The organism is Streptomyces sp. NPDC053560, from assembly GCF_044544605.1.
Taxonomy (GTDB): Bacteria; Actinomycetota; Actinomycetes; order Streptomycetales; family Streptomycetaceae; genus Streptomyces.
The window spans coordinates 429,207-447,687 of record NZ_JBITXI010000002.1; the positions used below are offsets into that span (position 1 = coordinate 429,207).

Annotated in this window: 20 protein-coding genes and 7 tRNA genes; 11 read left to right on the top strand and 16 right to left on the bottom strand. The window is 72.8% G+C overall.

Going from position 1 to position 18,481, the window contains the following annotated elements:
* Positions 1-66: 66 nt before the first annotated feature.
* Positions 67-627, bottom strand: coding sequence for an HIT family protein (locus ACIGQF_RS05160; RefSeq protein ID WP_399705698.1), 561 nt, complete (start codon positions 625-627; stop codon positions 67-69).
* A gap of 99 nt (positions 628-726) precedes the next feature.
* Positions 727-2,706: a threonine--tRNA ligase gene (gene thrS, locus ACIGQF_RS05165; protein WP_399705699.1), complete on the bottom strand. Its 1,980-nt coding sequence runs from the start codon at positions 2,704-2,706 to the stop codon at positions 727-729.
* A gap of 159 nt (positions 2,707-2,865) precedes the next feature.
* On the opposite strand from thrS, the gene ACIGQF_RS05170 reads away from it, so the two are divergent.
* Positions 2,866-3,294 (top strand): DinB family protein, encoded by a 429-nt coding sequence (locus ACIGQF_RS05170; RefSeq protein WP_399705702.1) that lies wholly within the window; start codon positions 2,866-2,868, stop codon positions 3,292-3,294.
* 82 nt (positions 3,295-3,376) lie between these two features.
* Here ACIGQF_RS05170 and ACIGQF_RS05175 read toward each other — a convergent pair whose 3' ends face one another.
* Entirely contained in the window at positions 3,377-4,552 is a 1,176-nt protein-coding gene (locus tag ACIGQF_RS05175; RefSeq protein WP_399705704.1) for a hypothetical protein, read from the bottom strand.
* Positions 4,552-5,145, bottom strand: coding sequence for a DUF4365 domain-containing protein (locus ACIGQF_RS05180; protein ID WP_399705706.1), 594 nt, complete (start codon positions 5,143-5,145; stop codon positions 4,552-4,554). Before ACIGQF_RS05180 ends, ACIGQF_RS05175 begins: the two co-directional genes overlap by 1 nt.
* A 232-nt stretch (positions 5,146-5,377) precedes the next feature.
* Between ACIGQF_RS05180 and ACIGQF_RS05185 the strand changes: the two genes are divergently transcribed.
* On the top strand, positions 5,378-6,103 hold the full coding sequence (locus tag ACIGQF_RS05185) for a 3'-5' exonuclease (RefSeq protein WP_399705709.1): 726 nt from the start codon (positions 5,378-5,380) through the stop codon (positions 6,101-6,103).
* A gap of 162 nt (positions 6,104-6,265) precedes the next feature.
* Here the strand turns inward: ACIGQF_RS05185 and ACIGQF_RS05190 are convergent.
* The 4 genes from ACIGQF_RS05190 to ACIGQF_RS05205 form a co-directional block, all read right to left on the bottom strand.
* A tRNA-Val gene (locus ACIGQF_RS05190) sits at positions 6,266-6,337 on the bottom strand.
* A 60-nt stretch (positions 6,338-6,397) separates the two neighbouring features.
* Complete coding sequence (locus ACIGQF_RS05195) at positions 6,398-6,868, bottom strand: SRPBCC family protein (RefSeq protein WP_399705710.1); 471 nt, start codon at positions 6,866-6,868, stop codon at positions 6,398-6,400.
* Positions 6,869-6,945: 77 nt separating this feature from the next.
* Positions 6,946-7,017 (bottom strand) — tRNA-Val (locus ACIGQF_RS05200).
* Positions 7,018-7,087: 70 nt separating this feature from the next.
* Positions 7,088-7,519 carry a TIGR02611 family protein gene (locus ACIGQF_RS05205; protein WP_399705713.1) on the bottom strand — a complete coding sequence of 144 codons (432 nt, stop codon included), beginning with the start codon at positions 7,517-7,519 and terminating at the stop codon, positions 7,088-7,090.
* A gap of 186 nt (positions 7,520-7,705) precedes the next feature.
* Between ACIGQF_RS05205 and ACIGQF_RS05210 the strand changes: the two genes are divergently transcribed.
* Together ACIGQF_RS05210 and ACIGQF_RS05215 are read left to right on the top strand one after the other, a co-directional pair.
* On the top strand, positions 7,706-8,119 hold the full coding sequence (locus ACIGQF_RS05210) for an SsgA family sporulation/cell division regulator (RefSeq protein WP_003959770.1): 414 nt from the start codon (positions 7,706-7,708) through the stop codon (positions 8,117-8,119).
* A 336-nt stretch (positions 8,120-8,455) separates the two neighbouring features.
* A complete protein-coding gene (locus ACIGQF_RS05215; protein WP_361565176.1) occupies positions 8,456-9,022 on the top strand; it encodes a CGNR zinc finger domain-containing protein in 567 nt (188 codons plus the stop codon).
* A 63-nt stretch (positions 9,023-9,085) separates the two neighbouring features.
* On the opposite strand, the gene ACIGQF_RS05220 is transcribed toward ACIGQF_RS05215, so the two are convergent.
* Together ACIGQF_RS05220 and ACIGQF_RS05225 are read right to left on the bottom strand one after the other, a co-directional pair.
* Positions 9,086-9,256 (bottom strand): hypothetical protein, encoded by a 171-nt coding sequence (locus ACIGQF_RS05220; protein WP_361565174.1) that lies wholly within the window; start codon positions 9,254-9,256, stop codon positions 9,086-9,088.
* A 69-nt stretch (positions 9,257-9,325) separates the two neighbouring features.
* Positions 9,326-9,772, bottom strand: a complete 447-nt coding sequence (locus tag ACIGQF_RS05225; protein WP_399705716.1) for a hypothetical protein — start codon at positions 9,770-9,772, stop codon at positions 9,326-9,328.
* 176 nt (positions 9,773-9,948) lie between these two features.
* Between ACIGQF_RS05225 and ACIGQF_RS05230 the strand changes: the two genes are divergently transcribed.
* On the top strand, positions 9,949-10,476 hold the full coding sequence (locus ACIGQF_RS05230) for a DsbA family protein (protein ID WP_399705718.1): 528 nt from the start codon (positions 9,949-9,951) through the stop codon (positions 10,474-10,476).
* A gap of 18 nt (positions 10,477-10,494) precedes the next feature.
* Here ACIGQF_RS05230 and ACIGQF_RS05235 read toward each other — a convergent pair whose 3' ends face one another.
* The 3 genes from ACIGQF_RS05235 to ACIGQF_RS05245 are packed head-to-tail and all read right to left on the bottom strand — an operon-like array spanning position 10,495 to position 13,258.
* Positions 10,495-11,325, bottom strand: a complete 831-nt coding sequence (locus tag ACIGQF_RS05235; RefSeq protein WP_399705721.1) for a GNAT family N-acetyltransferase — start codon at positions 11,323-11,325, stop codon at positions 10,495-10,497.
* Between the two features lie 56 nt (positions 11,326-11,381).
* A complete protein-coding gene (locus tag ACIGQF_RS05240) occupies positions 11,382-12,206 on the bottom strand; it encodes an aminotransferase class IV (protein WP_399705723.1) in 825 nt (274 codons plus the stop codon).
* Complete coding sequence (locus ACIGQF_RS05245; protein ID WP_399705725.1) at positions 12,203-13,258, bottom strand: chorismate-binding protein; 1,056 nt, start codon at positions 13,256-13,258, stop codon at positions 12,203-12,205. The genes ACIGQF_RS05240 and ACIGQF_RS05245 overlap by 4 nt, the downstream gene beginning before the upstream one ends.
* A 188-nt stretch (positions 13,259-13,446) precedes the next feature.
* Between ACIGQF_RS05245 and ACIGQF_RS05250 the strand changes: the two genes are divergently transcribed.
* From ACIGQF_RS05250 to ACIGQF_RS05270, 5 genes are all read left to right on the top strand, one after another.
* Positions 13,447-13,519: transfer RNA gene (locus ACIGQF_RS05250), tRNA-Gly, on the top strand.
* 35 nt (positions 13,520-13,554) lie between these two features.
* Positions 13,555-13,628: transfer RNA gene (locus ACIGQF_RS05255), tRNA-Cys, on the top strand.
* Between the two features lies 1 nt (position 13,629).
* A tRNA-Val gene (locus tag ACIGQF_RS05260) sits at positions 13,630-13,701 on the top strand.
* Between the two features lie 68 nt (positions 13,702-13,769).
* Positions 13,770-13,841 (top strand) — tRNA-Val (locus ACIGQF_RS05265).
* A gap of 43 nt (positions 13,842-13,884) precedes the next feature.
* Positions 13,885-13,956: transfer RNA gene (locus ACIGQF_RS05270), tRNA-Val, on the top strand.
* Between the two features lie 101 nt (positions 13,957-14,057).
* On the opposite strand, the gene ACIGQF_RS05275 is transcribed toward ACIGQF_RS05270, so the two are convergent.
* The 3 genes from ACIGQF_RS05275 to ACIGQF_RS05285 all read right to left on the bottom strand — a co-directional run bounded on the left by ACIGQF_RS05275 (position 14,058) and on the right by ACIGQF_RS05285 (position 15,923).
* Positions 14,058-14,351, bottom strand: coding sequence for a zf-TFIIB domain-containing protein (locus tag ACIGQF_RS05275; protein WP_399705727.1), 294 nt, complete (start codon positions 14,349-14,351; stop codon positions 14,058-14,060).
* Positions 14,352-14,465: 114 nt separating this feature from the next.
* A complete protein-coding gene (locus ACIGQF_RS05280; RefSeq protein ID WP_399705730.1) occupies positions 14,466-15,452 on the bottom strand; it encodes a phosphotransferase family protein in 987 nt (328 codons plus the stop codon).
* Between the two features lie 261 nt (positions 15,453-15,713).
* Positions 15,714-15,923 (bottom strand): hypothetical protein, encoded by a 210-nt coding sequence (locus ACIGQF_RS05285; protein WP_399705732.1) that lies wholly within the window; start codon positions 15,921-15,923, stop codon positions 15,714-15,716.
* A 713-nt stretch (positions 15,924-16,636) separates the two neighbouring features.
* Between ACIGQF_RS05285 and ACIGQF_RS05290 the strand changes: the two genes are divergently transcribed.
* Positions 16,637-18,400: a protein kinase gene (locus ACIGQF_RS05290; protein ID WP_399705735.1), complete on the top strand. Its 1,764-nt coding sequence runs from the start codon at positions 16,637-16,639 to the stop codon at positions 18,398-18,400.
* Positions 18,401-18,481 lie beyond the last annotated feature (81 nt).

Here is an 18,481-nt window from a genome sequence, read left to right on the forward strand (position 1 = left end):
CACACGGCATGAGGGTGGCCGGTACGGGAATCCGTACCGGCCACCCTCATGACCGGTGGTGCCGCGTCAGGCCGCCGGCCAGGCGTCCGCCAGCATCGCGCGGGTGTCCGCCAGCAGCTGCGGCAGCACCTTGGTGTGCCCCACGACCGGCATGAAGTTGGTGTCGCCGCCCCAGCGCGGGACGACGTGCTGGTGCAGGTGCGCCGCGATGCCCGCGCCCGCGACGCCGCCCTGGTTCATCCCGATGTTGAAGCCGTGCGCGCCCGACGCCGCGCGCAGCGTCGCCATCGCCTGCTTCGTGAGCTTCGCCAGCTCCGCCGTCTCGGCGTCGTCCAGCTCGGTGTAGTCGGCGACGTGCCGGTAGGGCACGACCATCAGGTGGCCGCCGTTGTACGGGTAGAGGTTGAGCACCGCATAAACGTGCTCGCCGCGGGCGACGATCAGCCCGTCCTCGTCCGACTTCGCGGGGATCGTGCAGAACGGACAGCCGTCGTCGGCACCCGGGCCGGTCGGCTTGTTCTCACCCTGGATGTAGGCCATCCGGTGCGGCGTCCACAGGCGCTGGAAGGCGTCCTGGGTCCCGACTCCGATCTGCTGCTCCGGCTCAGTCGTCATGTTGAGCAGCATATGACTTCACCCGTCGACCTGACGTCGGCGGGTCCGGACAGCAGAAGGCCCCCGGAGGACGCGGGGCGCGCTCCGGGGGCCGTCGGCGGCGGTTGCGGATCAGACCTGGGCCCGCTCCTCGACCGCCTTGAGGATCTTGGCGATGGCCTCGTCCTTCGGGATGCCGTTCTCCTGCGAGCCGTCGCGGTAGCGGAAGGAGACCGCGCCGTTCGCGACGTCCTCGTCACCCGCGATGATCATGTACGGGACCTTGGACTTCTGCGCGTTGCGGATCTTCTTCTGCATCCGGTCCGAGGAGGAGTCGACCTCGACGCGCAGGCCCTTCTTCTTGGCCTCGGCCGCGAACTCCTCCAGGTACGGCACGTGCGCGTCGCCGATCGGGATGCCGGTCGCCTGGACCGGGGCCAGCCAGACCGGGAACGCACCCGCGTAGTGCTCCAGCAGCACCGCGAAGAACCGCTCGATGGAGCCGAACAGGGCACGGTGGATCATGACGGGCCGCTGCTTGGAGCCGTCCGGCGCGGTGTACTCCAGGTCGAAGCGCTCCGGCAGGTTGAAGTCCAGCTGGACCGTGGACATCTGCCAGGTACGGCCGATGGCGTCCTTGGTCTGCACGGAGATCTTCGGGCCGTAGAACGCGGCGCCACCCGGGTCCGGGACCAGCGGCAGGCCCTGCTTCTCGGCGACCTTGCGCAGCGTCTCGGTGGCCTCTTCCCAGACCTCGTCCGAGCCGACGAACTTCTCCGGGTCCTTGGTGGACAGCTCCAGGTAGAAGTCGGTCAGGCCGTAGTCGCGCAGCAGGTCCAGGACGAAGGTGAGCGTGGCGTCCAGCTCGTCCGCCATCTGCTCCTTGGTGCAGTAGATGTGCGCGTCGTCCTGGGTGAAGCCGCGGGCGCGGGTCAGGCCGTGCACCACGCCGGACTTCTCGTACCGGTACACCGTGCCGAACTCGAAGAGGCGCAGCGGCAGTTCACGGTACGAGCGGCCGCGCGCATCGAAGATCAGGTTGTGCATCGGGCAGTTCATGGGCTTGAGGTAGTAGTCAATGCCCTCGTCGAGCTGCATGGGCGGGTACATGCCGTCGGCGTACCAGTCCAGGTGGCCCGACTTCTCGAACAGCTTGCCCTTGGTGGCGTGCGGGCTGTAGACGAACTCGTAGTCCGCCTCCTCGTGGCGCCGCCGGGAGTAGTCCTCCATGACCCGGCGGATGATGCCGCCCTTGGGGTGGAAGACCGCCAGGCCCGAGCCGATCTCCTCCGGGATGGAGAACAGGTCCAGCTCCGCGCCCAGCTTGCGGTGGTCGCGCTTCTCGGCCTCGGCGAGGAACTCCAGGTACGCCTTGAGCTCGTCCTTGGTCGGCCAGGCGGTGCCGTAGATCCGCTGCAGCTGCTTGTTCTTCTCGCTGCCGCGCCAGTAGGCGGCGGCGGAGCGCATCAGCTTGAATGCCGGGATGTTCCGGGTGGTGGGCAGGTGCGGACCGCGGCAGAGGTCCTTCCAGCACAGCTCGCCGGTCTTGGCGTCGAGGTTGTCGTAGATGGTCAGCTCGCCGGCGCCGACCTCGGCGTCCGCGCCCTCGGCGGCCTCGCCGGCGTTGCCCTTGAGGCCGATCAGCTCCAGCTTGTACGGCTCGGCCGCCAGCTCCTCGCGGGCGTCCTCGTCGGTGGTGACCCGGCGCGAGAAACGCTGGCCCCGCTTCTGGATCTCCTGCATCTTCTTCTCGATGCGCTTGAGGTCCTCGGGGGTGAACGGGGTCTCGACGTCGAAGTCGTAGTAGAAGCCGTCCTTGACCGGCGGGCCGATGCCGAGCTTGGCGTCCGGGAACAGCTCCTGCACGGCCTGCGCCATCACGTGCGCGGTGGAGTGCCGCAGGATGTTCAGACCGTCCTCGGAGGTGATCTCCACGGGCTCGACGGTCTCGCCGTCGGCGACCTCGTACGCGAGGTCCTTGAGCTCTCCGGCCACCCGCGCCGCGACGATGCTGCGCTCGCCCTGGAAGAGGTCGGCGGCCGTAGTGCCCGTGGTCACCACGCGTTCTTCCCGCTCGGAATCGCGTTGGATGGTCACACGGACGTCTGACACCGGTCTCTCCTGACGTATGTCTGCTGGGCGGCAGCGATCGCTGCGCTCCCCGAATCGTACCGAGCCACCGGGCCGCCTCGCGAAACGGTATTCCGGCGGCGCCTCCCCCGCCCGGCGCGTTCCGCCACGCGCCGGGCGGGGCGCCCCTGCCGTCGGGCCATGGCCATCCGCCGGAACGACAGGTTGACGGAGCAGCTCGACCGGCACTGGCGCCACCAGCTGCGCGGGCGCCTGGAGGGGCTGACCGGCGAGGAGTACTTCTGGGAGCCGGTGGCGGACGCCCACATCATCGTCGGGGTCTTTGGGATGCGCGTCGCGAACCACTTCGGCGGGCCGAAAACGGACTACGAGAGCTTCGCGTACGCGGGCTCGGCGCAGGGCGCGCTGGAGCAGCTCGACGCGGCGTACGCGGCCTGGCGGGACGGCGTGCGCGGGCTGGGCGAGGAGGGGCTGGCGCGGCCCTGCGGCCCGGCGGAGGACGAGTTCGCCGAGTCGCCGACGGCCGAGCCGGTGCTCCACATCAACCGGGAGGCGATCCACCACGGCGCGGAGATCGCCCTGCTGCGCGACCTGTATGCGCACCGCTGACGGGGCCCGGCGTACGAAGGCGACGCACCCCGGCGCACGAAAGCGGGGCGCGCCGCGGCCGAGGGCGGCGCGCCCCGCCGGCTCACTCCCCGCCGCACGCCTCCTCGAAGTGGTCCAGGTTCTCCTGCAGCGACTTCAGCAGCCGGTCCCGCTCGGCCTCGTCGACCTGGACGGGCGTGAGGTCGCGGGCGCCCGTTATCCGGCGGAAGCCGCCGCGGCTCTCCAGCCGGCCGGTCACCCGGACCGGCAGCCCGAGGAGGTGCGCATGACCCGCGATCCGGTAGTCCTCCTCGCCGAGCGCGACCCTGACCTGCGCCACATCGGCGCCCGCCAGGACCCGCAGCCGTACCGCGCCCGGGCCGTCGGGACGGTCGCGGCGCATCCGTACGACCGTGCCGGTCACCCGCACGGCCAGTGAGGGCTCGTCCCGTACGTACCGCTGGGCGGCCTGCTGCAGCGCGGGCAGGTCGCCGGGGGTGAACTCGACCGGTTCGGGCCGGGCCGGGCAGCCCGGCGGCGGGCCTTCGGCCGGTGACCAGGCGAGGGAGATACGGACCCCTTCGGCGCCGCGCACCAGGGAGATCAGCGCCTCGGTCAGCTCGTGGCAGACGCCCAGCTCCACGGCCGCCTCGTAGGCCTCCATGCCGCCCGTCGCGCGCTGGTAGTCGGTGGCGTCGCGCGCCGCGTGCAGCGCCCGCTGGAGTCCGGCGACCGAGCCGCGGCCCGCGCGGACCGGTACGTACGCGGTGAGCCGGCGGCCGGCGGGGGCCGGGCCGACCAGCACCTGGTCGAGGAACGCCTCGGCCTGCCGCTTGTGCCGGGCGCCGTAGTACCCGGCCTTCCCGTACGTGCCGAGCGCGCCGGCGACCAGCAGGGAGCGGGCCGCGGCGCGCAGCCGTTCCTGCGCGGTCCACAGGGTCGCGCCGGAGCCCTCGTCGGGGGTGTCGCGCTCCCAGCGCACCTCGTCGCTGGGCAGCGCGAGGCCGACGAGGACCTCGCGGGCCGAGGGCGCGGCGCTGCGGGAGAGCGCGTCCAGTGCCTCGGCGAGCAGATCGGCGCTGTCGGGGTAGCCGGCCGCCCCGGGCACGAGGAGGCTGGTGCCGCCGGCGCCGCCGGGCGGGGTCCAGCGCGCGTACCGGCCCTGGGGGCCGCCCCGGCGCCGCCAGCCGTGCCGCGCCAGCAGAGCGGTGAGCACGCCCGGGTCGACCCGGGCGGGGTCGGGAACGGGAAAGGGGTGGTCTTCGGTCGGCCGGTACATCAGGGTCTCCCTCCCGCCCCGACCCGCGTCATGATCTCGCTGAGCGCGCGGTCGTCGAAGACCCGCGTGGTCGGGATCCGCACTGTGGTCTTGCGCCTGCCGGTGGCCTGCCGGCCCGCCAGGTTGATCCAGTAGCAGCAGTGCCGCAGTTCGAGCCGGTCGTGGCTCGCCAGCAGCCAGTCCTCGGGGCTGCGCGGTACGAGCATCACGACGAGGATCTTGTGCACCGCCACGGGTGTCCGGGCCAGCTTCACGAGGTGCTCGTTGTCCAGCGTGAAGCCGAAGCTCGCCCCAGGGGGGCGCGGCCGGACCTGGTAGGTGCACTTGAGCTGCACCTTGATGGTCACTTCGTCGTCGATGGTGTGGCCGGGCGCGCTGTGGCTGACGTGCCAGTCGATGCCGTTGTCCGGGAAGGGCTGGGCGAGCGAACAGCCCGCGGCAGCGGCCACGGCGTGGAGGTAGCCCACCTGGAGGGTCTCCATGGAGGCGGTGGTGGCGAGCTGGCCGCGCAGCGGTACCGGACCCCCTTCGGACCGGGGGTACCGCCCGCCTGCGGCTGACAGCCCACCCGGTTCGGGCTGCGCGAGCGTCATCGCTCCTGTGCCTTCCGGGCGTTGCGGTGGTGCGGGTCGGGTGGGTGGAAGGGAGTGGCCGGGCCGCACGGCGGTCCGGCGGACCGCGGCTGAGGCGGCGGTCTCCTCTGTGTTGTCTCCGTGTCAAGTGGTCCGCAAACAAGGGCGGTTCGACAACCGTGAGGGCCGGGTATCACCAGCTCGGGCGGCCCGGGGCAGGCCACCCGCCGCAGGAGCGCGAGGAGTTGGGACAATGCCGAGCTGGTTCGACGGGCCACTTGCCGCCTTCGACACGGAGACCACGGGGATCGATGTGGAGCAGGACCGCATCGTCTCCGCCGCCCTCGTCGTCCAGGAGACGCCCCGCTCGACTCCGCGGGTCATGCGCTGGCTGGTCAATCCCGGTGTGGACATCCCGGAGGCGGCGACGGCGGTGCACGGCCTGACGGCCGGGCATCTGGCGATGAACGGCCGGTGGCCTGCGCCGGTGATGGAGGAGATAGCGCGGTCCCTGGCGGAGCAGGCGATGGCGGGGCGGCCACTGGTCGTGATGAACGCGCCGTTCGATCTGACGCTGCTGGACCGCGAGTTGCGGCGGCACCGCGCGTCGTCGCTGGCGACATATCTCGGTACGCAGTCGCTGTGCGTGCTGGATCCGCGGGTGCTGGACAAGCATCTGGACCGGTACCGCAAGGGCCGCCGGACGCTGACGGACCTGTGCGAGCAGTACGGCGTCGAGCTGTCGGGGGCGCACGAGGCGGCGGCGGACGCGACGGCGGCGCTGCAGGTCGTACGGGCCGTGGGGCAGATGTTCGCGACGCGCCTCGAAGGGCTGAGCGTGGCGGAGCTGCACGCGCTGCAGGCGGTGTGGCACGCGGCGCAGGCGCGGGGCCTGCAGGCGTGGTTCGCGCGCAACGGCACGGAGGAGCCGGTCGACCCGCACTGGCCGCTCCGCCCGGACCTGCCGGCGGCGGCGTGAACGTACGCGAGTGAGCTTGCGCGGGTGAACGCATGCAGAAGGCCTGACCGTTGATGCCGGTCCGGCCCTATGTGCGGGGGGTGCGGGTGGCGAAGCCATGTAAAACACGACGAGGGCGAAGCGGCTTGCACTGTTGGCAAGCACGCTTCACCCTCGCACTTGTGGGCGATACTGGGTTCGAACCAGTGACCTCTTCGGTGTGAACGAAGCGCTCTCCCACTGAGCTAATCGCCCGGGGTTCTTGGGGTGTCCCCCGCGAACGAGCTGAACAATACAGGTCGCGGGGGGCTCCGTTCAAATTCCTTGCCGGCCGTCGAGCCAGGCGGCCAGTCCGCGCCGGCCGGCCCGCATCATCAGGGCGTGGTTGAGGCGGAAGAACGGGCGTCCGGGGTAGGCCAGCAGGCGCATGAACGGCCTACGCACCTCGACCTCCTGCTCGTAGAGCGCGCGGGTGCCGGAGCCGTGCGGGCCGACCGTCCAGCGGGCCCAGCCGTCGATGTCGCCGTGCAGCTCCGTCTCCAGGACGCCGGCCGCCCGGTCCAGGCGGGCCTCGCGGGCGGCGATCCGCAGGCTGAAGGGCAGCACGGAGCGGATGCGGGCGGTGCCGGAGTGCTCGCCGGTCTGCTGCACCTCGGCGACCTGGGGCCACCAGCGCGGGTAGGTCTCGGGGCGCTCCAGGGCGGCGAGGACGGCGTCGGGCGGCGCGTCCAGCAGCCAGACGCTGCGGAAGCGGTAGTGATGCGGGCGGACCGGCCGGTCGGACATGGGACCAGTGTGCCGCGCGGGAGGTCCGGAAACGCCGAGAACCCGGAGGTACGAGACCTCCGGGTTCTTGATCCGGGTGGGCGATACTGGGTTCGAACCAGTGACCTCTTCGGTGTGAACGAAGCGCTCTCCCACTGAGCTAATCGCCCGGGGCGCCGGTGCCTCTCGGCCTGGCGCACCGCCAACATTACCGCATGTCAGCGGGGCTCATGACCACGGTCACCGACTGATCTTCCAGGGCATGACGAAGCCGAACTGCCACACGTACACCGCGAGGGCCGCGACCACGATCACGACGCCGACCGTGGTGAGGATGATGTTGCGGCGGCGGACCTTGGGATCGAGGGCCCGCTGGGCGGCCTCGGTGACCTTGCGCTTGGTCCAGCGCAGGACGAGCTGCGCCCAGACGAACTCGGTCGCCCAGATCGCCATGCCGGCGAAGATCACCAGCCAGCCGGGGCCCGGCAGCGGCAGCATGATGATGCCGCCGACGACCACCGCGAGCCCGACGATGAAGATCGCCACCTGCCAGCTCATGTGGAGGGTCCGGGAGCGCTTCACGAAATGCGGCGCCTTGGACCCGAGCTTCTGCGGGACTGCCGTCGCACCTCCGGTGCTCGCGCCACGGCCCCCGTCACTCTCCGCACTCATACTCGCAAACCTACCCGACGCTCCACTCCCCCGCATGAACGCTCGGGAGGATCCGGGACTCCGCCGTAAGAGGTACTCGAAGCCACCCAAAACAGTCAGAGGGGTTTACAACGCCACCGTAGGTGGCATGTCGATTTCGCCGACGTGCGAACCCCCGAGCGCACACTGAGCGAAAGGCCCTGGCGTATGAACACCACGGTCAGCTGCGAGCTGCACCTGCGCCTCGTTGTGTCGAGCGAGTCCTCACTGCCTGTACCTGCGGGCCTGCGGTATGACACGGCCGATCCTTATGCCGTGCACGCCACCTTCCACACCGGAGCCGAGGAGACGGTCGAGTGGGTATTCGCCCGTGACCTCCTCGCCGAGGGCCTGCACCGGCCCACCGGCACCGGCGACGTCCGCGTCTGGCCGTCCCGGAGTCATGGTCAGGGCGTCGTCTGCATCGCCCTGAGCTCTCCGGAGGGCGAGGCACTGCTCGAAGCCCCGGCGCGGGCCCTGGAATCCTTCCTGAAGCGCACGGATGCCGCGGTTCCGCCGGGCACCGAGCACCGTCACTTCGATCTCGACACGGAGCTCTCCCACATCCTCGCGGAGAGCTGAGGAGACCCGCGGCCGCAAACCGCGTCAACCCGCTCACCACTCGCGCCGTCCGACTCGGGGAGACGGCGCAGGACGGACAAGTTCATACGGCAAGCACCGGCGCCGCCGCCGCGGAATCCACCGTGGCGGCGGCGCCGTCCGCGCTGACCGGCCCGGACGCCGTGCCCCGCACACCGCGCACGCCTCCGCCACCGTGTCCGCCCGGCCTTGTTGGAAGCGCTAGAGTCGGCGACCATTCGGCACAAGGGGGTGGCCGGCCGATCGCTGCAGATCGCCGGCCACCGCCCATTGATCCCGGGGGCGGCAGGGCCCGCCCCTCCCGGCCTGGGAGCAACCGTGATGATCACCCACGACAGCCGGTGCGCGCTGGAGGCGGTCGTCGACCTCCTGAACACCGCGCCCGAGGACGGGGCCCCGGCGGCCCCCGACAGGCTCAGCGACGTGGCGGAGCTGAGGGAATTCGTCGCGCGCAACAGCATCAGCGACGTGGGCACGCTCGGCGAACGGGACCTCGCTTCCCTGCGGTCCGTACGGGCGCGCTTCGCCGAGGTCTTCGCGGCCGACGACGACCGGTCGGCGGCGGAACTGTTGAACGCCCTGGTCGCGGCGGCCGGGACCACACCGCGGCTGACCGACCACGACGGGTACGACTGGCACGTGCACTACTTCGCGCCGGGCGCCTCGGTGGCCGACCACCTCGCGGCCGACGGCGGGATGGCGCTGGCGTTCCTGGTCGTCGCCGGGGAGCGGGAGCGGCTGCGGCGCTGCGAGGCACCGGACTGCCGGCACGCCTTCGTCGACCTCTCGCGCAACCGCTCGCGCCGCTACTGCGACAGCCGGACCTGCGGAAACCGCCTGCACGTCGCCGCCTATCGGGCGCGCCGCCGGGAGGCAGCGGGCTGAGCCGGCGGGGGGGGCGGGACCCGGCCGCTCGCAGCCCCGCCCGGCACGGTCCGCTCACCGTCCTCACAGCCAAAAGAGGTCGTGCACGGCGCCGATCATGAGCAGGACACCGATGACGGTGAGGAACAGCATCAGGGGCGGCTGGGACAGCGCGAACAGGCAGCCGCGGGACGGAGAAACAGGGTCGGTGGCCCGGGGAGTGTTCTCCCGGGGCAGGGCGCACTCGTCGTTCATCTCGCGGAGATCATGACGCAGCAGGTCTCCGCGAGCGGCGGGCGGTTCCCCCGGGAGAGGGGGACTTCCTCAGATCCCGTGCTTTTTCAGGATGGCTTCGATATCGGAGAAGTCGTCCTCGCCGCCGCCCTGCCGGGCCGGCTCGGCGGCGGGTCGGCGGGCGGGCTCACGTCCCGCACCCAAGGAAGGCACCGAGGCGCCCGGGGCCACCGCGGTACCGGGCTGCGCCGGGGCGGCCGCCCGGCGTTCCCTCCGCCGCCCGGAGCGGCGCTCGGCGAAGCGGCTCACGAGGAACAGCAGGACCGAGAGGGCCAGCAGGCCGAAGCCCGCCCACACGGTCGGCTTGAGCACCAGCCCCGTGATCCAGTCGATGATGCCGGTCATGACCAGCCCGGCGGGGATGAGCGCGAAGGCGGCGATGCGCGTCGCGGCCAGGAAGCGCCTGCGGAAGGCGGTCAGCGCGGCGATGCCCAGGCCGGCCACCGACAGAGCGGCGCAGACGGTCGAGGTCAGCATCGGATCCTCCTGCTGTGATGCGGTTTCCCCTCCATCGTGCCCCCTCGCACGCCGTACCGGCCATGGTCCGGGGCGTCCTCGGGGACATCTCGGGGTCCGGATCCTCCGCAAGTGCCGGTGGGCAGCCGCCTCGGGGGCTGTGCGGCCGGGGCCGCGGAGGCTGGAAGACTGGCCCCATGAACGACGCCCCCTCCCCCGCCGAGGCCGCCCTCCCCATCGTCCTGGACGTCTGGTGCGAGCTGCAGTGCCCGGACTGCCACACCGCCCTCGCCGACCTGCACGCGCTCCGTGCGCGCTACGGCGACCGGCTGGACATCCGGCTGCGCCACTTCCCGCTGGAGAAGCACAAGCACGCCTACGCCGCCGCGCAGGCCGCCGAGGAGGCCATCGAGCAGGGCCAGGGGTGGCCGTACGTGGAGGCCGTGCTCGGCCGTACCGCGGAACTGGCGAAGCAGGGCGAGAAGCTGCTGGTGAAGGTGGCCGGGGAGCTGGGCCTGGACGCCGAGGAGCTGGACACCGCGCTGATCGACGGGCGGCACCTGCTGATCGTCGACGCGGACCAGGCCGAGGGCAAGGCGATCGGCGTGACCGGCACGCCCACGTACGTCATCGGCGGCGAGCGGCTGGACGGCAGCAAGAGCCAGGAGGGGCTGCGTGCCCGCATCGAGGAGATCGCGGACCGGCTGCTGGCGGCGGCCGAGTAGCCCCGGCCGCCCTGCCGCTCACAGCAGCGGCTTCCACAGCAGGTGGTCCGTGGTCAGGTACCCCAGGGACTCGTACAGCCGGCGTGCCACCGCGTTGTCGGAGTACACGTTCAGCCCCAGCACGCGGTGCCCGGCGGCCAGGCACTCCCGCTCGGCGATGCCCATGAGGGTGCGCCCGTGGCCACGGCCGCGGTGCTCCGGGGCGACCTGGACGTCGTACACGTAGCCGCCCGCCTCCCCCGGTACGACGAGCGCGGTCCACAGCGTCCCCACGTCCGTCCCCTCGTGGCTCAGGACGCGCAGGCTCTGCCCCGGCGTGCGGACACCCTCGGGCAGCAGCCGGCGGTGGCTGTCGGCCGCCAGCTCGGCGACCCGGCCGGCCGGCTCGCCCTGCGCGGCCATGACGCGGACGAACTCGGCCTGCGCCGCCTCGCGCCAGGCCGGGTACTCCGACTCGTCCAGCGGCCGGTCGGTGCTGCCGGGCGGCAGCGCGGGCGGTGTGGTGAGCGCCTTGCGCATCCGGCGGGCCCGCTCGGTGTAGCCGAGCGCCGCGCTGAGCCGCAGCGCGGGCGTGGCGTCGGCGGGCACGAAGAACTCGATGCGCCGGCAGCCCCAGCCGCGCAGCACTTCCTCGGCGGCCAGGGCGGCGACGGTGGCGCGGCCCCGCCGCCGGTCGGGCTCGTCGATCCACAGGTCGGCGAGGCGGCCCGTGGGCAGCGCCGACCGCGGGTCGGTGGCGAGCCGGAGCCGGCCCACGGGACGGCTGTTGACGCAGACGTCGAACGTACGGGCCCGGGCGCCGCCCTTCAGATGCTCGTCCGGACCGGTGGGGCGCAGCGTTGTGGTCACGGTGTTGTTCTGTCCCCGCGCGCGCCCGCTCAGACATCGGCCTGGTCAGGCGGGCCTCAGCGCGGGTCGAAGTCGGCCGCAGCGCGTTCGGCGAAGATCCGCATGGCCTTGGCGGTGACCGGCCCTGGGGCGTCCCCGAGCTGCCGGCCGTCGTTGCGGGTGACGGCCTGGACGTCGCGCAGGGTGGAGGTCAGGAAGATCTCCTCGGCCCGCTCCAGCGCTTCCAGCGGCAGGTCGGTCTCCTTGGCGCCGGTCCATTCGACGGTCAGCGCGCGGGTGATGCCGGCCAGGCAGCCGGACTCCACCGGCGGGGTGTGCAGTTCGCCGTCGAGGACGACGAACACGTTGGAGCCGGTGCCCTCGCACAGCTGCCCCACGGTGTTGGCGAACAGCGCCTCGCTGGCGCCCTGCTGGCGTGCGCGGGCCAGCGCGACGACGTTCTCGGCGTACGAGGTGGTCTTCAGGCCGGTGAGCGCGCCGCGTTCGTTGCGGGTCCAGGGGACGGTGATGGTCGCCGTGGTGTCGGGCCGGCGGGTGGTCTCGCCGAGCGCGACGACGAGGGTGGGGCCTGCCTCGCCGCGGTCGGAGCCGAGCGGCGAGTGGCCGCCGGTGTAGGTGACGCGCAGTCGGCCGAGCGGCATGGGGTTGGCGGCCAGGACGGCGTCGCAGGCGCGGCGTACCTCGTCCTCGTCCGGGTCGGGCAGGCCGAGGCCGCGGGCCGAGGCGGTCAGTCGGTGGAGGTGCCGGGTGAGCGCGAAGGCGCGGCCGTCCTCGGCCTTCAGGGTCTCGAAGACACCGTCCCCGACCGTCAGTCCGTGGTCGAAAACGGAGACCCGGGCGCTGTCCGCGTCCCGCAGTTCCCCGTCGAGCCAGATCTTCATCGCGTCGTTCCTCCAGTCGTTTCGTACGTCTCCGACGCTACCGCCAGCAGCCGGGCCGCCTTCAGTTCGGTCTCGTCCCACTCGCGGTCGGGGTCGGAGCCCCAGGTGATGCCGGCGCCGGTGCCGAAGCGCAGGACGGGGCCCGCGGCGGCCTGCCGGTCGACCCAGAAGGTGCGGATGCCCACCGCCAGCTCGCCGGTGCGCCGGTCGGCGTCCACCCAGCCGACGCCTCCGCAGTACGGGCCGCGGGGCGCGGTCTCCAGGGTCTCGATGATGTCCAGGGCGCTGCGCTTGGGCGCGCCGGTGACGGAGCCGGGCGGGAAGGTGCCGACGAGCAGCTCGGGCCAGCCCGCCCCTTCGGCCAGCTCACCGCGCACGGTGGACACGAGGTGCACCAGCCCCGGGTGGGGCTCGACCGCGCACAGGGCCGGCACCGTCACGGAGCCGGTGGCGCACACCCGGCCCATGTCGTTGCGGACCAGGTCCACGATCATCACGTTCTCGGCGTGGTCCTTCTCCAGCAGGTCCTCCGCCGTGCGCCCGGTGCCCTTGATCGGGCCGGACTCGACCGTGCGGCCGGTGCGGCGCAGGTACAGCTCGGGCGAGGCGGTGGCGACCTCGACGCCGTGCGCGGGCAGGCGAACCGTTCCGCCATACGGCGCCGGGTTCCCGCGGGCCAGCAATGCGGTCAGCGCGTCGACGTCGGCGCGCTCGGGGTCGGGCAGCGGCGCGGAGAGAATTCGGCACAGGTTCGCCTGATAGACCTCGCCCGCCGCGATGTGCTCGCGTATCCGGCGGACGCCCGCGGTGTAGGCGGCCCGGTCCAGCGAGGAGGTCCAGGCCTCGCGCGCGGGCCCGCGCCACGCGCCGCGGGGGCCGTTGCCGGGGTCCTCCCGTACGTCGCCGAAGCGCGCGCACACGAGGCGGCCCTCGAAGTCGGCGACCACGGCCCACCAGCCCGCGGAGTCCAGGGCGGCGGGGTCACTGGTGACGTCGCGCAGGTCAGTGGCGATGAGGCCGCCGAAGCGGGCCAGCGGAGGCAGGTCGGGCACGCCGTCGAGTCTAGGACGGCGCCCCCGGCGCCGCCCCGGTCGAACGAGTACGCAGCACGCTGCACAAACGCGTTTTTGTACTGGCCCAGGAATCCGCTAGAGTTCAACACGTCGCCGGGACGCGGAAGCGAAAAGCGGAAGCCGACCGAAGACAGCAGCTCTCAGGCGTTAGTCTGGGGGAGGCACCTGCGGACATAGCTCAGTTGGTAGAGCGCAACCTTGCCAAGGTTGAGGTCGCGAGTTCGAGCCTCGTTGTCCGCTCTGAGTGGGGGATCTTCCCGAACCCCTACGCTCCTGGTGGAGTGGCCGAGAGGCGAGGCAACGGCCTGCAAAGCCGTCTACACGGGTTCAAATCCCGTCTCCACCTCCAAGGACGATTAGCTCAGCGGGAGAGCGCTTCCCTGACACGGAAGAGGTCACTGGTTCAATCCCAGTATCGTCCACTGGTCCGCAAGGATCGGAACCCCCGGGATCCGGCCCCCGAAGACCATGATCTAATGACGATCACCCCGCGCGATTAGCTCAGCGGGAGAGCGCTTCCCTGACACGGAAGAGGTCACTGGTTCAATCCCAGTATCGCGCACGCAGTGCCCATGACTCACTTCACGGAGTGACCATGGTCCCGAGGACGATTAGCTCAGCGGGAGAGCGCTTCCCTGACACGGAAGAGGTCACTGGTTCAATCCCAGTATCGTCCACACGACAGACGAAGGGCCGGAGCGAAAGCTCCGGCCCTTCGTCGTTGCCGTGGCGGCGCGCCGGGCGCCCGGCCCTCCGGGGACCGGGCGGGCACCGGCGATCAGGAGGAGAAAAGCATCCGGCCGAAGCTGCGGTGGCCATGGTGACCATGGTGGCCGTGGTGACCGTGCTGTCCGTGGTGCGGGGCGCCCCAGGCCGGCGCCGCCGGGTAGGCCTGCGGGGCGGGCGCCGGCGGAGGCGGCGGGGCCTGCTGCGACCACTGGGACTCCAGCCGGGTCAGCGACTCCAGCTCGCCGTAGTCCAGGAAGATTCCGCGGCAGCCGGAGCACTGCTCGATCTGGACCCCGTTCCGGTTGTACGTATGCATCGGCGCATGGCACTTGGGACACTGCATGTCGGCTCAACTCCTGTGATCGCACGGCGGCGGCAACGAACCTCCGTCCACCGTTGGTGTGTTCACCCTACGACGCAAAAACGCACCTCAACTGCCCCGGTACGTAACAGCTTGTCACCAGACCATCCGCGCACAGGACTCGACGAGAGCGCTCTCCACCTCGTCCAGCTGACGGCCCTCCGGGGCGGCCTTGGCGATGGCGAGGGCGGCGGTCTGGACCGTCAGGGCGCGGGCGGGCACGTCCAGTTCCGGCCATGGATCACCTTCGGGCCGTACGGCACGGCCGCCGGCGGCCCGGTACGCGCCGAGGAAGCGCGCCCAGACGTCCCCGGCGAGCAGCCCGCTCGCGAACCAGGCCGCGGGCCGGGCGAGATCCCACCCCGGCTCCCCCAGACCGAGGTCGTCGACGTCGATGAGCAGCCAGCGCCCGTCGGGCACGGGGTACCGCACGAGCTGGCCCAGGTGCAGGTCGCCGTGGCAGAGCAGCTCGGGCCCCGGCGCGGGCGCCTCGTCGCGCGCCCAGGCCGGCAGCGCGGCCCAGCCGGCCGCCACCGTGCGGGCCGCGGCGGCCAGCGACGGCACGGCGCCGGTCGGCGCGGCCCGCATCCGGGCCAGCGCGCGGGCGGCCTTGGCGGGACCGCGCATCGGCGGCACCGGGCCGGGCAGCGTCGCCGGGTCCACGGCATGCAACCGGGCGAGGAGCCGGGCCGCGTCCTCCCAGGGCGCACCGTCCGGGTCGTCCGGCGCGACCGGGAGGCCGTACGGCCAGCGGGTGAGTGGGCGGCCGTCGTCGTGCCGGACGAGGTAGCCGTCGGGGCCCGTCACCGGCAACGGGGGCAGCAGCGTGCCGTGCAGGCTCGGATGGGCGGCGATGCGCAGCCGGACGGCGAGCGCGGCGGCGTCGCAGTCGGCCGCGTGCGCCTTGGCGACGGCCCGCCCGCCGCGCACCACGGTCCCGTCGGGACGGTCGGCGAGGACTGTGGGGGGTGAGGGGGTGTGGGAGGCGTCTGGGTCATCGGGGGCCTCGGGGGTTCGGGAAGCGGCGGGCGCCGTGGACTCCTCGGAGAGTGCCGCCAGGCGGCGTATCAGGGCGCGGGACATCGTTCCCCCTCGGTTCGTACGGACCCGGCTGGCGCAGAGCGCACCGGCCGGCTCCGCCGCTCGGATCGTACGCACCGCCCGCGCGACTCCCCGACCCGCCCCGACGTGCCCCGGACGCGCGAAGGCCGGGCATCTCCCCAGATGCCCGGCCATTCGTGCCGTCCGCCGTACCCCCGTCCCCACGGGGTCAATCGGCCGGAGACTTGTTCCCGGAGCGCTGTGAGCACCCTGGTCCCGGACCGCTCTTCCGGGACCCGGGCCTCAGTACCCCAGCAATCCGGCCACGGACGACGCTTGTGTGACGACGGCTTCCCAGCCGCCGAAGACGACGGCCAGCAGCACCGCCAGCGGCAGCACCATGGCCACCGCCACCAGCGGGTGGCGGGTGCCGGAGGGCCGGTGCCCGCCGAACGCGGCGGCCGCCCTGCGCCCCTGCGTACGGAGAACCGTCCGTCCCGCCGTGTCGGCCATCGCCCCGCTCCCCTCGTTCCGAAAGCGGTGGGCGTCCGACCTCGGGGGACGAGTACCGCGCCCACCGCTTGACCTCCACATTAGGCAGCGAGCGGCCGCGAGGCGTCAGCCCGACGTACTGATCCACCGGCCTCCAGGAGGATGACGGGAGACCCCGGCGTCTACTCCCCTGGGTGGAGACCCGGCACCGGCATTCAGGGAGATCCCGGACGGGACGGCCCACCGGGATCTCCCTGAATGCCACTGGGTACCGCCGGATGCCGCCCGGCTGTCCGTACGCCCGGCCCGAGGCCGGGGTGCCGGTACGCCCGCCCCCGTTCCCGGATGCCCGACTGTGTCCCGGGACCACCGCTTCGCGTGACTTCGGTCACTTCCGCCACTCTCCCGCCCGCCACCGGCCGGGGCCGGTCGGCGGGCCGTCTCGGGACGCCGCGGCGCCCGCCCCGGTTCCGCTGCTGGGGACGCCGCCCGCGCGACGCCGCCCGCTGGCCGCCAAACCCCCTGCCGTCGCCGACCCTTGGGCCCGGGCCGCGGAACTCCGCACGTACGCAGGCACATTCCGGCTGTGCGGCCAGCGCCGTACCCGCGCCGCCGACAATCCATGGCCGACGCATGCGCGGCCTGACAGCGCAGCGCGCCGGCAATCCGTAAGCTGTGGCACGTCAGACGGATGCAGCGGAGTGGGGCCTCCCCACCGCAGGTAGGGGACGGACATGGCGATGATGCGGCTCCGGCGCGAGGATCCGCGGGTCGTCGGCTCGTTCCGGCTGCACCGGCGGCTGGGCGCCGGCGGGATGGGCGTGGTCTACCTCGGGTCCGACAAGCGCGGCCAGCGGGTGGCCCTCAAGGTGATCCGCCCCGATCTGGCCGAGGACCACGAATTCCGCTCCCGCTTCGCGCGCGAGGTGCAGGCGGCACGGCGGATCCGGGGCGGCTGTACGGCGCGGCTGGTGGCGGCCGACCTGGACGCGGACCGCCCGTGGTTCGCCACCCAGTACGTCCCCGGCCCCTCGCTGCACGACAAGGTCAACGACGAGGGCCCGCTGCCGCCGGCGCAGGTCGCCACGATCGGCGCGGCGCTCTCCGAGGGGCTGCTAGCCGTGCACGACGCGGGCGTGGTCCACCGTGACCTGAAGCCGTCGAACATCCTGCTGTCCCCGAAGGGCCCGCGGATCATCGACTTCGGCATCGCCTGGGCGACCGGCGCGAGCACGCTCACGCACGTCGGCACGGCCGTCGGTTCGCCCGGCTTCCTCGCGCCCGAACAGGTGCGCGGCGCGGCCGTCACGCCCTCGACGGACATCTTCGCGCTCGGCGCGACGCTGGCGTACGCCTGTACCGCGGACTCACCCTTCGGGCACGGCAGTTCCGAGGTCATGCTCTACCGCGTGGTCCACGAGGAGGCGCAGCTGGCCGGGGTGCCCGACGCGCTGGTGCCGCTGATCGAGTCGTGCCTGGCCAAGGACCCGGCCGAGCGTCCCAGCACGCTGTCGCTCTCGCTGCGGCTGAAGGAGATCGCCGCGCGGGAGGCGCACGGGCTGACCGACGGTCCGGTGGACGGGCTGCCGGGTGAGGCGCTGGTACGGACGGACCGGGGCACGCCGGACCGCTCCTCGGGCCGCCGGGCGGAGGAGTTCGCACGCCAGCGCGGGGACGAGCGGCGCACGCCGGGCCAGGGGCACAGTACGCCGCGTCCGCAGTCCTCCTCCCGGCCTTCCGTGTCCCGCCCGGCCGGTTCCCGCTCGGCGGGCACGGGTGGCGGCTGGCCGTCGGCCCCGGGCCAGAGCGGCGGGCGGCCCGCGACGGGCGGCAGCGGTGCGCGTTCCGCGTCCGCCGCTCCCCCGTCCTCCTCCAACGGGCGTTCCGGTGCCGCGGCGTCGGGCTCCAACGGCAGGTCGGCGCCCGCGAGCAGCAACGGGCGCTCGGCCGCCGGGTCGAACGGCCGCTCCGCGCCGGCAGGCCCGAACGGCCGGTCGGCGTCCGCTTCTCAGGGCCGGTCCGGCGCCGGTTCGGCCTCCGGGTCCGGTTCCGGTTCCCACGGCAGGTCCGCCGGGCCGCACTCCGAGGGGCGCTCGGGGGGCCGCGCTTCGGGGCGCGTGCCGGGCGCGCGTTCGACTGGGCGAAACGGTTCACGCCCGGCCGCGCGCTCCACGTCGGGCGGCCGCCGCCCGGCGGGCCCGGACCGCCGGCTGCTCCGTCAGCGGCTCATCGTGTTCGTGACGGTGACGCTGCTCGTGGCCCTGGGCATCGCCGCCGCCCAAGGCTGCCAGGGGCCCACCCGCGGCCTGGGCGTACTCGGCTCGGCCCACGACCGGGCGGCGCAGGGGACGCACACGGTGGGCGCGCGGGCGGCGGGTACGCAGGCGGCCGCGCACGTGCATGAGGCCCGCGCGCACGACGCCCACGCGCATGAGTCTCGTGGGACGGGCGCGGGCGACGTGGCGGGGGCTTCGACGGGGGCCGAGGAACGCCCGTAGAACCGGACCGCGCCCCCCGCTCTCAGGCCCCGCCCCGTTCTCAGGCCCTGCCTCTTCTCAGGTCCCGCCCGTTCTCAGGTC

What these genes read in the sequence shown, in the direction of transcription:
- ACIGQF_RS05205 (WP_399705713.1), bottom strand. Translation starts at nt 7,519, where the DNA reads ATGAGTGCGGAGAGTGACGGGGGCCGTGGCGCGAGCACCGGAGGTGCG.
- ACIGQF_RS05240 (WP_399705723.1), bottom strand. Translation starts at nt 12,206, where the DNA reads ATGAAGATCTGGCTCGACGGGGAACTGCGGGACGCGGACAGCGCCCGG.
- ACIGQF_RS05195 (WP_399705710.1), bottom strand. Translation starts at nt 6,868, where the DNA reads ATGTCCGACCGGCCGGTCCGCCCGCATCACTACCGCTTCCGCAGCGTC.
- ACIGQF_RS05275 (WP_399705727.1), bottom strand. Translation starts at nt 14,351, where the DNA reads ATGCAGTGTCCCAAGTGCCATGCGCCGATGCATACGTACAACCGGAAC.
- ACIGQF_RS05220 (WP_361565174.1), bottom strand. Translation starts at nt 9,256, where the DNA reads ATGAACGACGAGTGCGCCCTGCCCCGGGAGAACACTCCCCGGGCCACC.
- ACIGQF_RS05210 (WP_003959770.1), top strand. Translation starts at nt 7,706, where the DNA reads ATGAACACCACGGTCAGCTGCGAGCTGCACCTGCGCCTCGTTGTGTCG.
- ACIGQF_RS05290 (WP_399705735.1), top strand. Translation starts at nt 16,637, where the DNA reads ATGGCGATGATGCGGCTCCGGCGCGAGGATCCGCGGGTCGTCGGCTCG.
- ACIGQF_RS05280 (WP_399705730.1), bottom strand. Translation starts at nt 15,452, where the DNA reads ATGTCCCGCGCCCTGATACGCCGCCTGGCGGCACTCTCCGAGGAGTCC.
- ACIGQF_RS05180 (WP_399705706.1), bottom strand. Translation starts at nt 5,145, where the DNA reads ATGACGCTCGCGCAGCCCGAACCGGGTGGGCTGTCAGCCGCAGGCGGG.
- ACIGQF_RS05225 (WP_399705716.1), bottom strand. Translation starts at nt 9,772, where the DNA reads ATGCTGACCTCGACCGTCTGCGCCGCTCTGTCGGTGGCCGGCCTGGGC.
- ACIGQF_RS05285 (WP_399705732.1), bottom strand. Translation starts at nt 15,923, where the DNA reads ATGGCCGACACGGCGGGACGGACGGTTCTCCGTACGCAGGGGCGCAGG.
- ACIGQF_RS05230 (WP_399705718.1), top strand. Translation starts at nt 9,949, where the DNA reads ATGAACGACGCCCCCTCCCCCGCCGAGGCCGCCCTCCCCATCGTCCTG.
- ACIGQF_RS05170 (WP_399705702.1), top strand. Translation starts at nt 2,866, where the DNA reads ATGGCCATCCGCCGGAACGACAGGTTGACGGAGCAGCTCGACCGGCAC.
- ACIGQF_RS05185 (WP_399705709.1), top strand. Translation starts at nt 5,378, where the DNA reads ATGCCGAGCTGGTTCGACGGGCCACTTGCCGCCTTCGACACGGAGACC.
- ACIGQF_RS05175 (WP_399705704.1), bottom strand. Translation starts at nt 4,552, where the DNA reads ATGTACCGGCCGACCGAAGACCACCCCTTTCCCGTTCCCGACCCCGCC.
- ACIGQF_RS05160 (WP_399705698.1), bottom strand. Translation starts at nt 627, where the DNA reads ATGCTGCTCAACATGACGACTGAGCCGGAGCAGCAGATCGGAGTCGGG.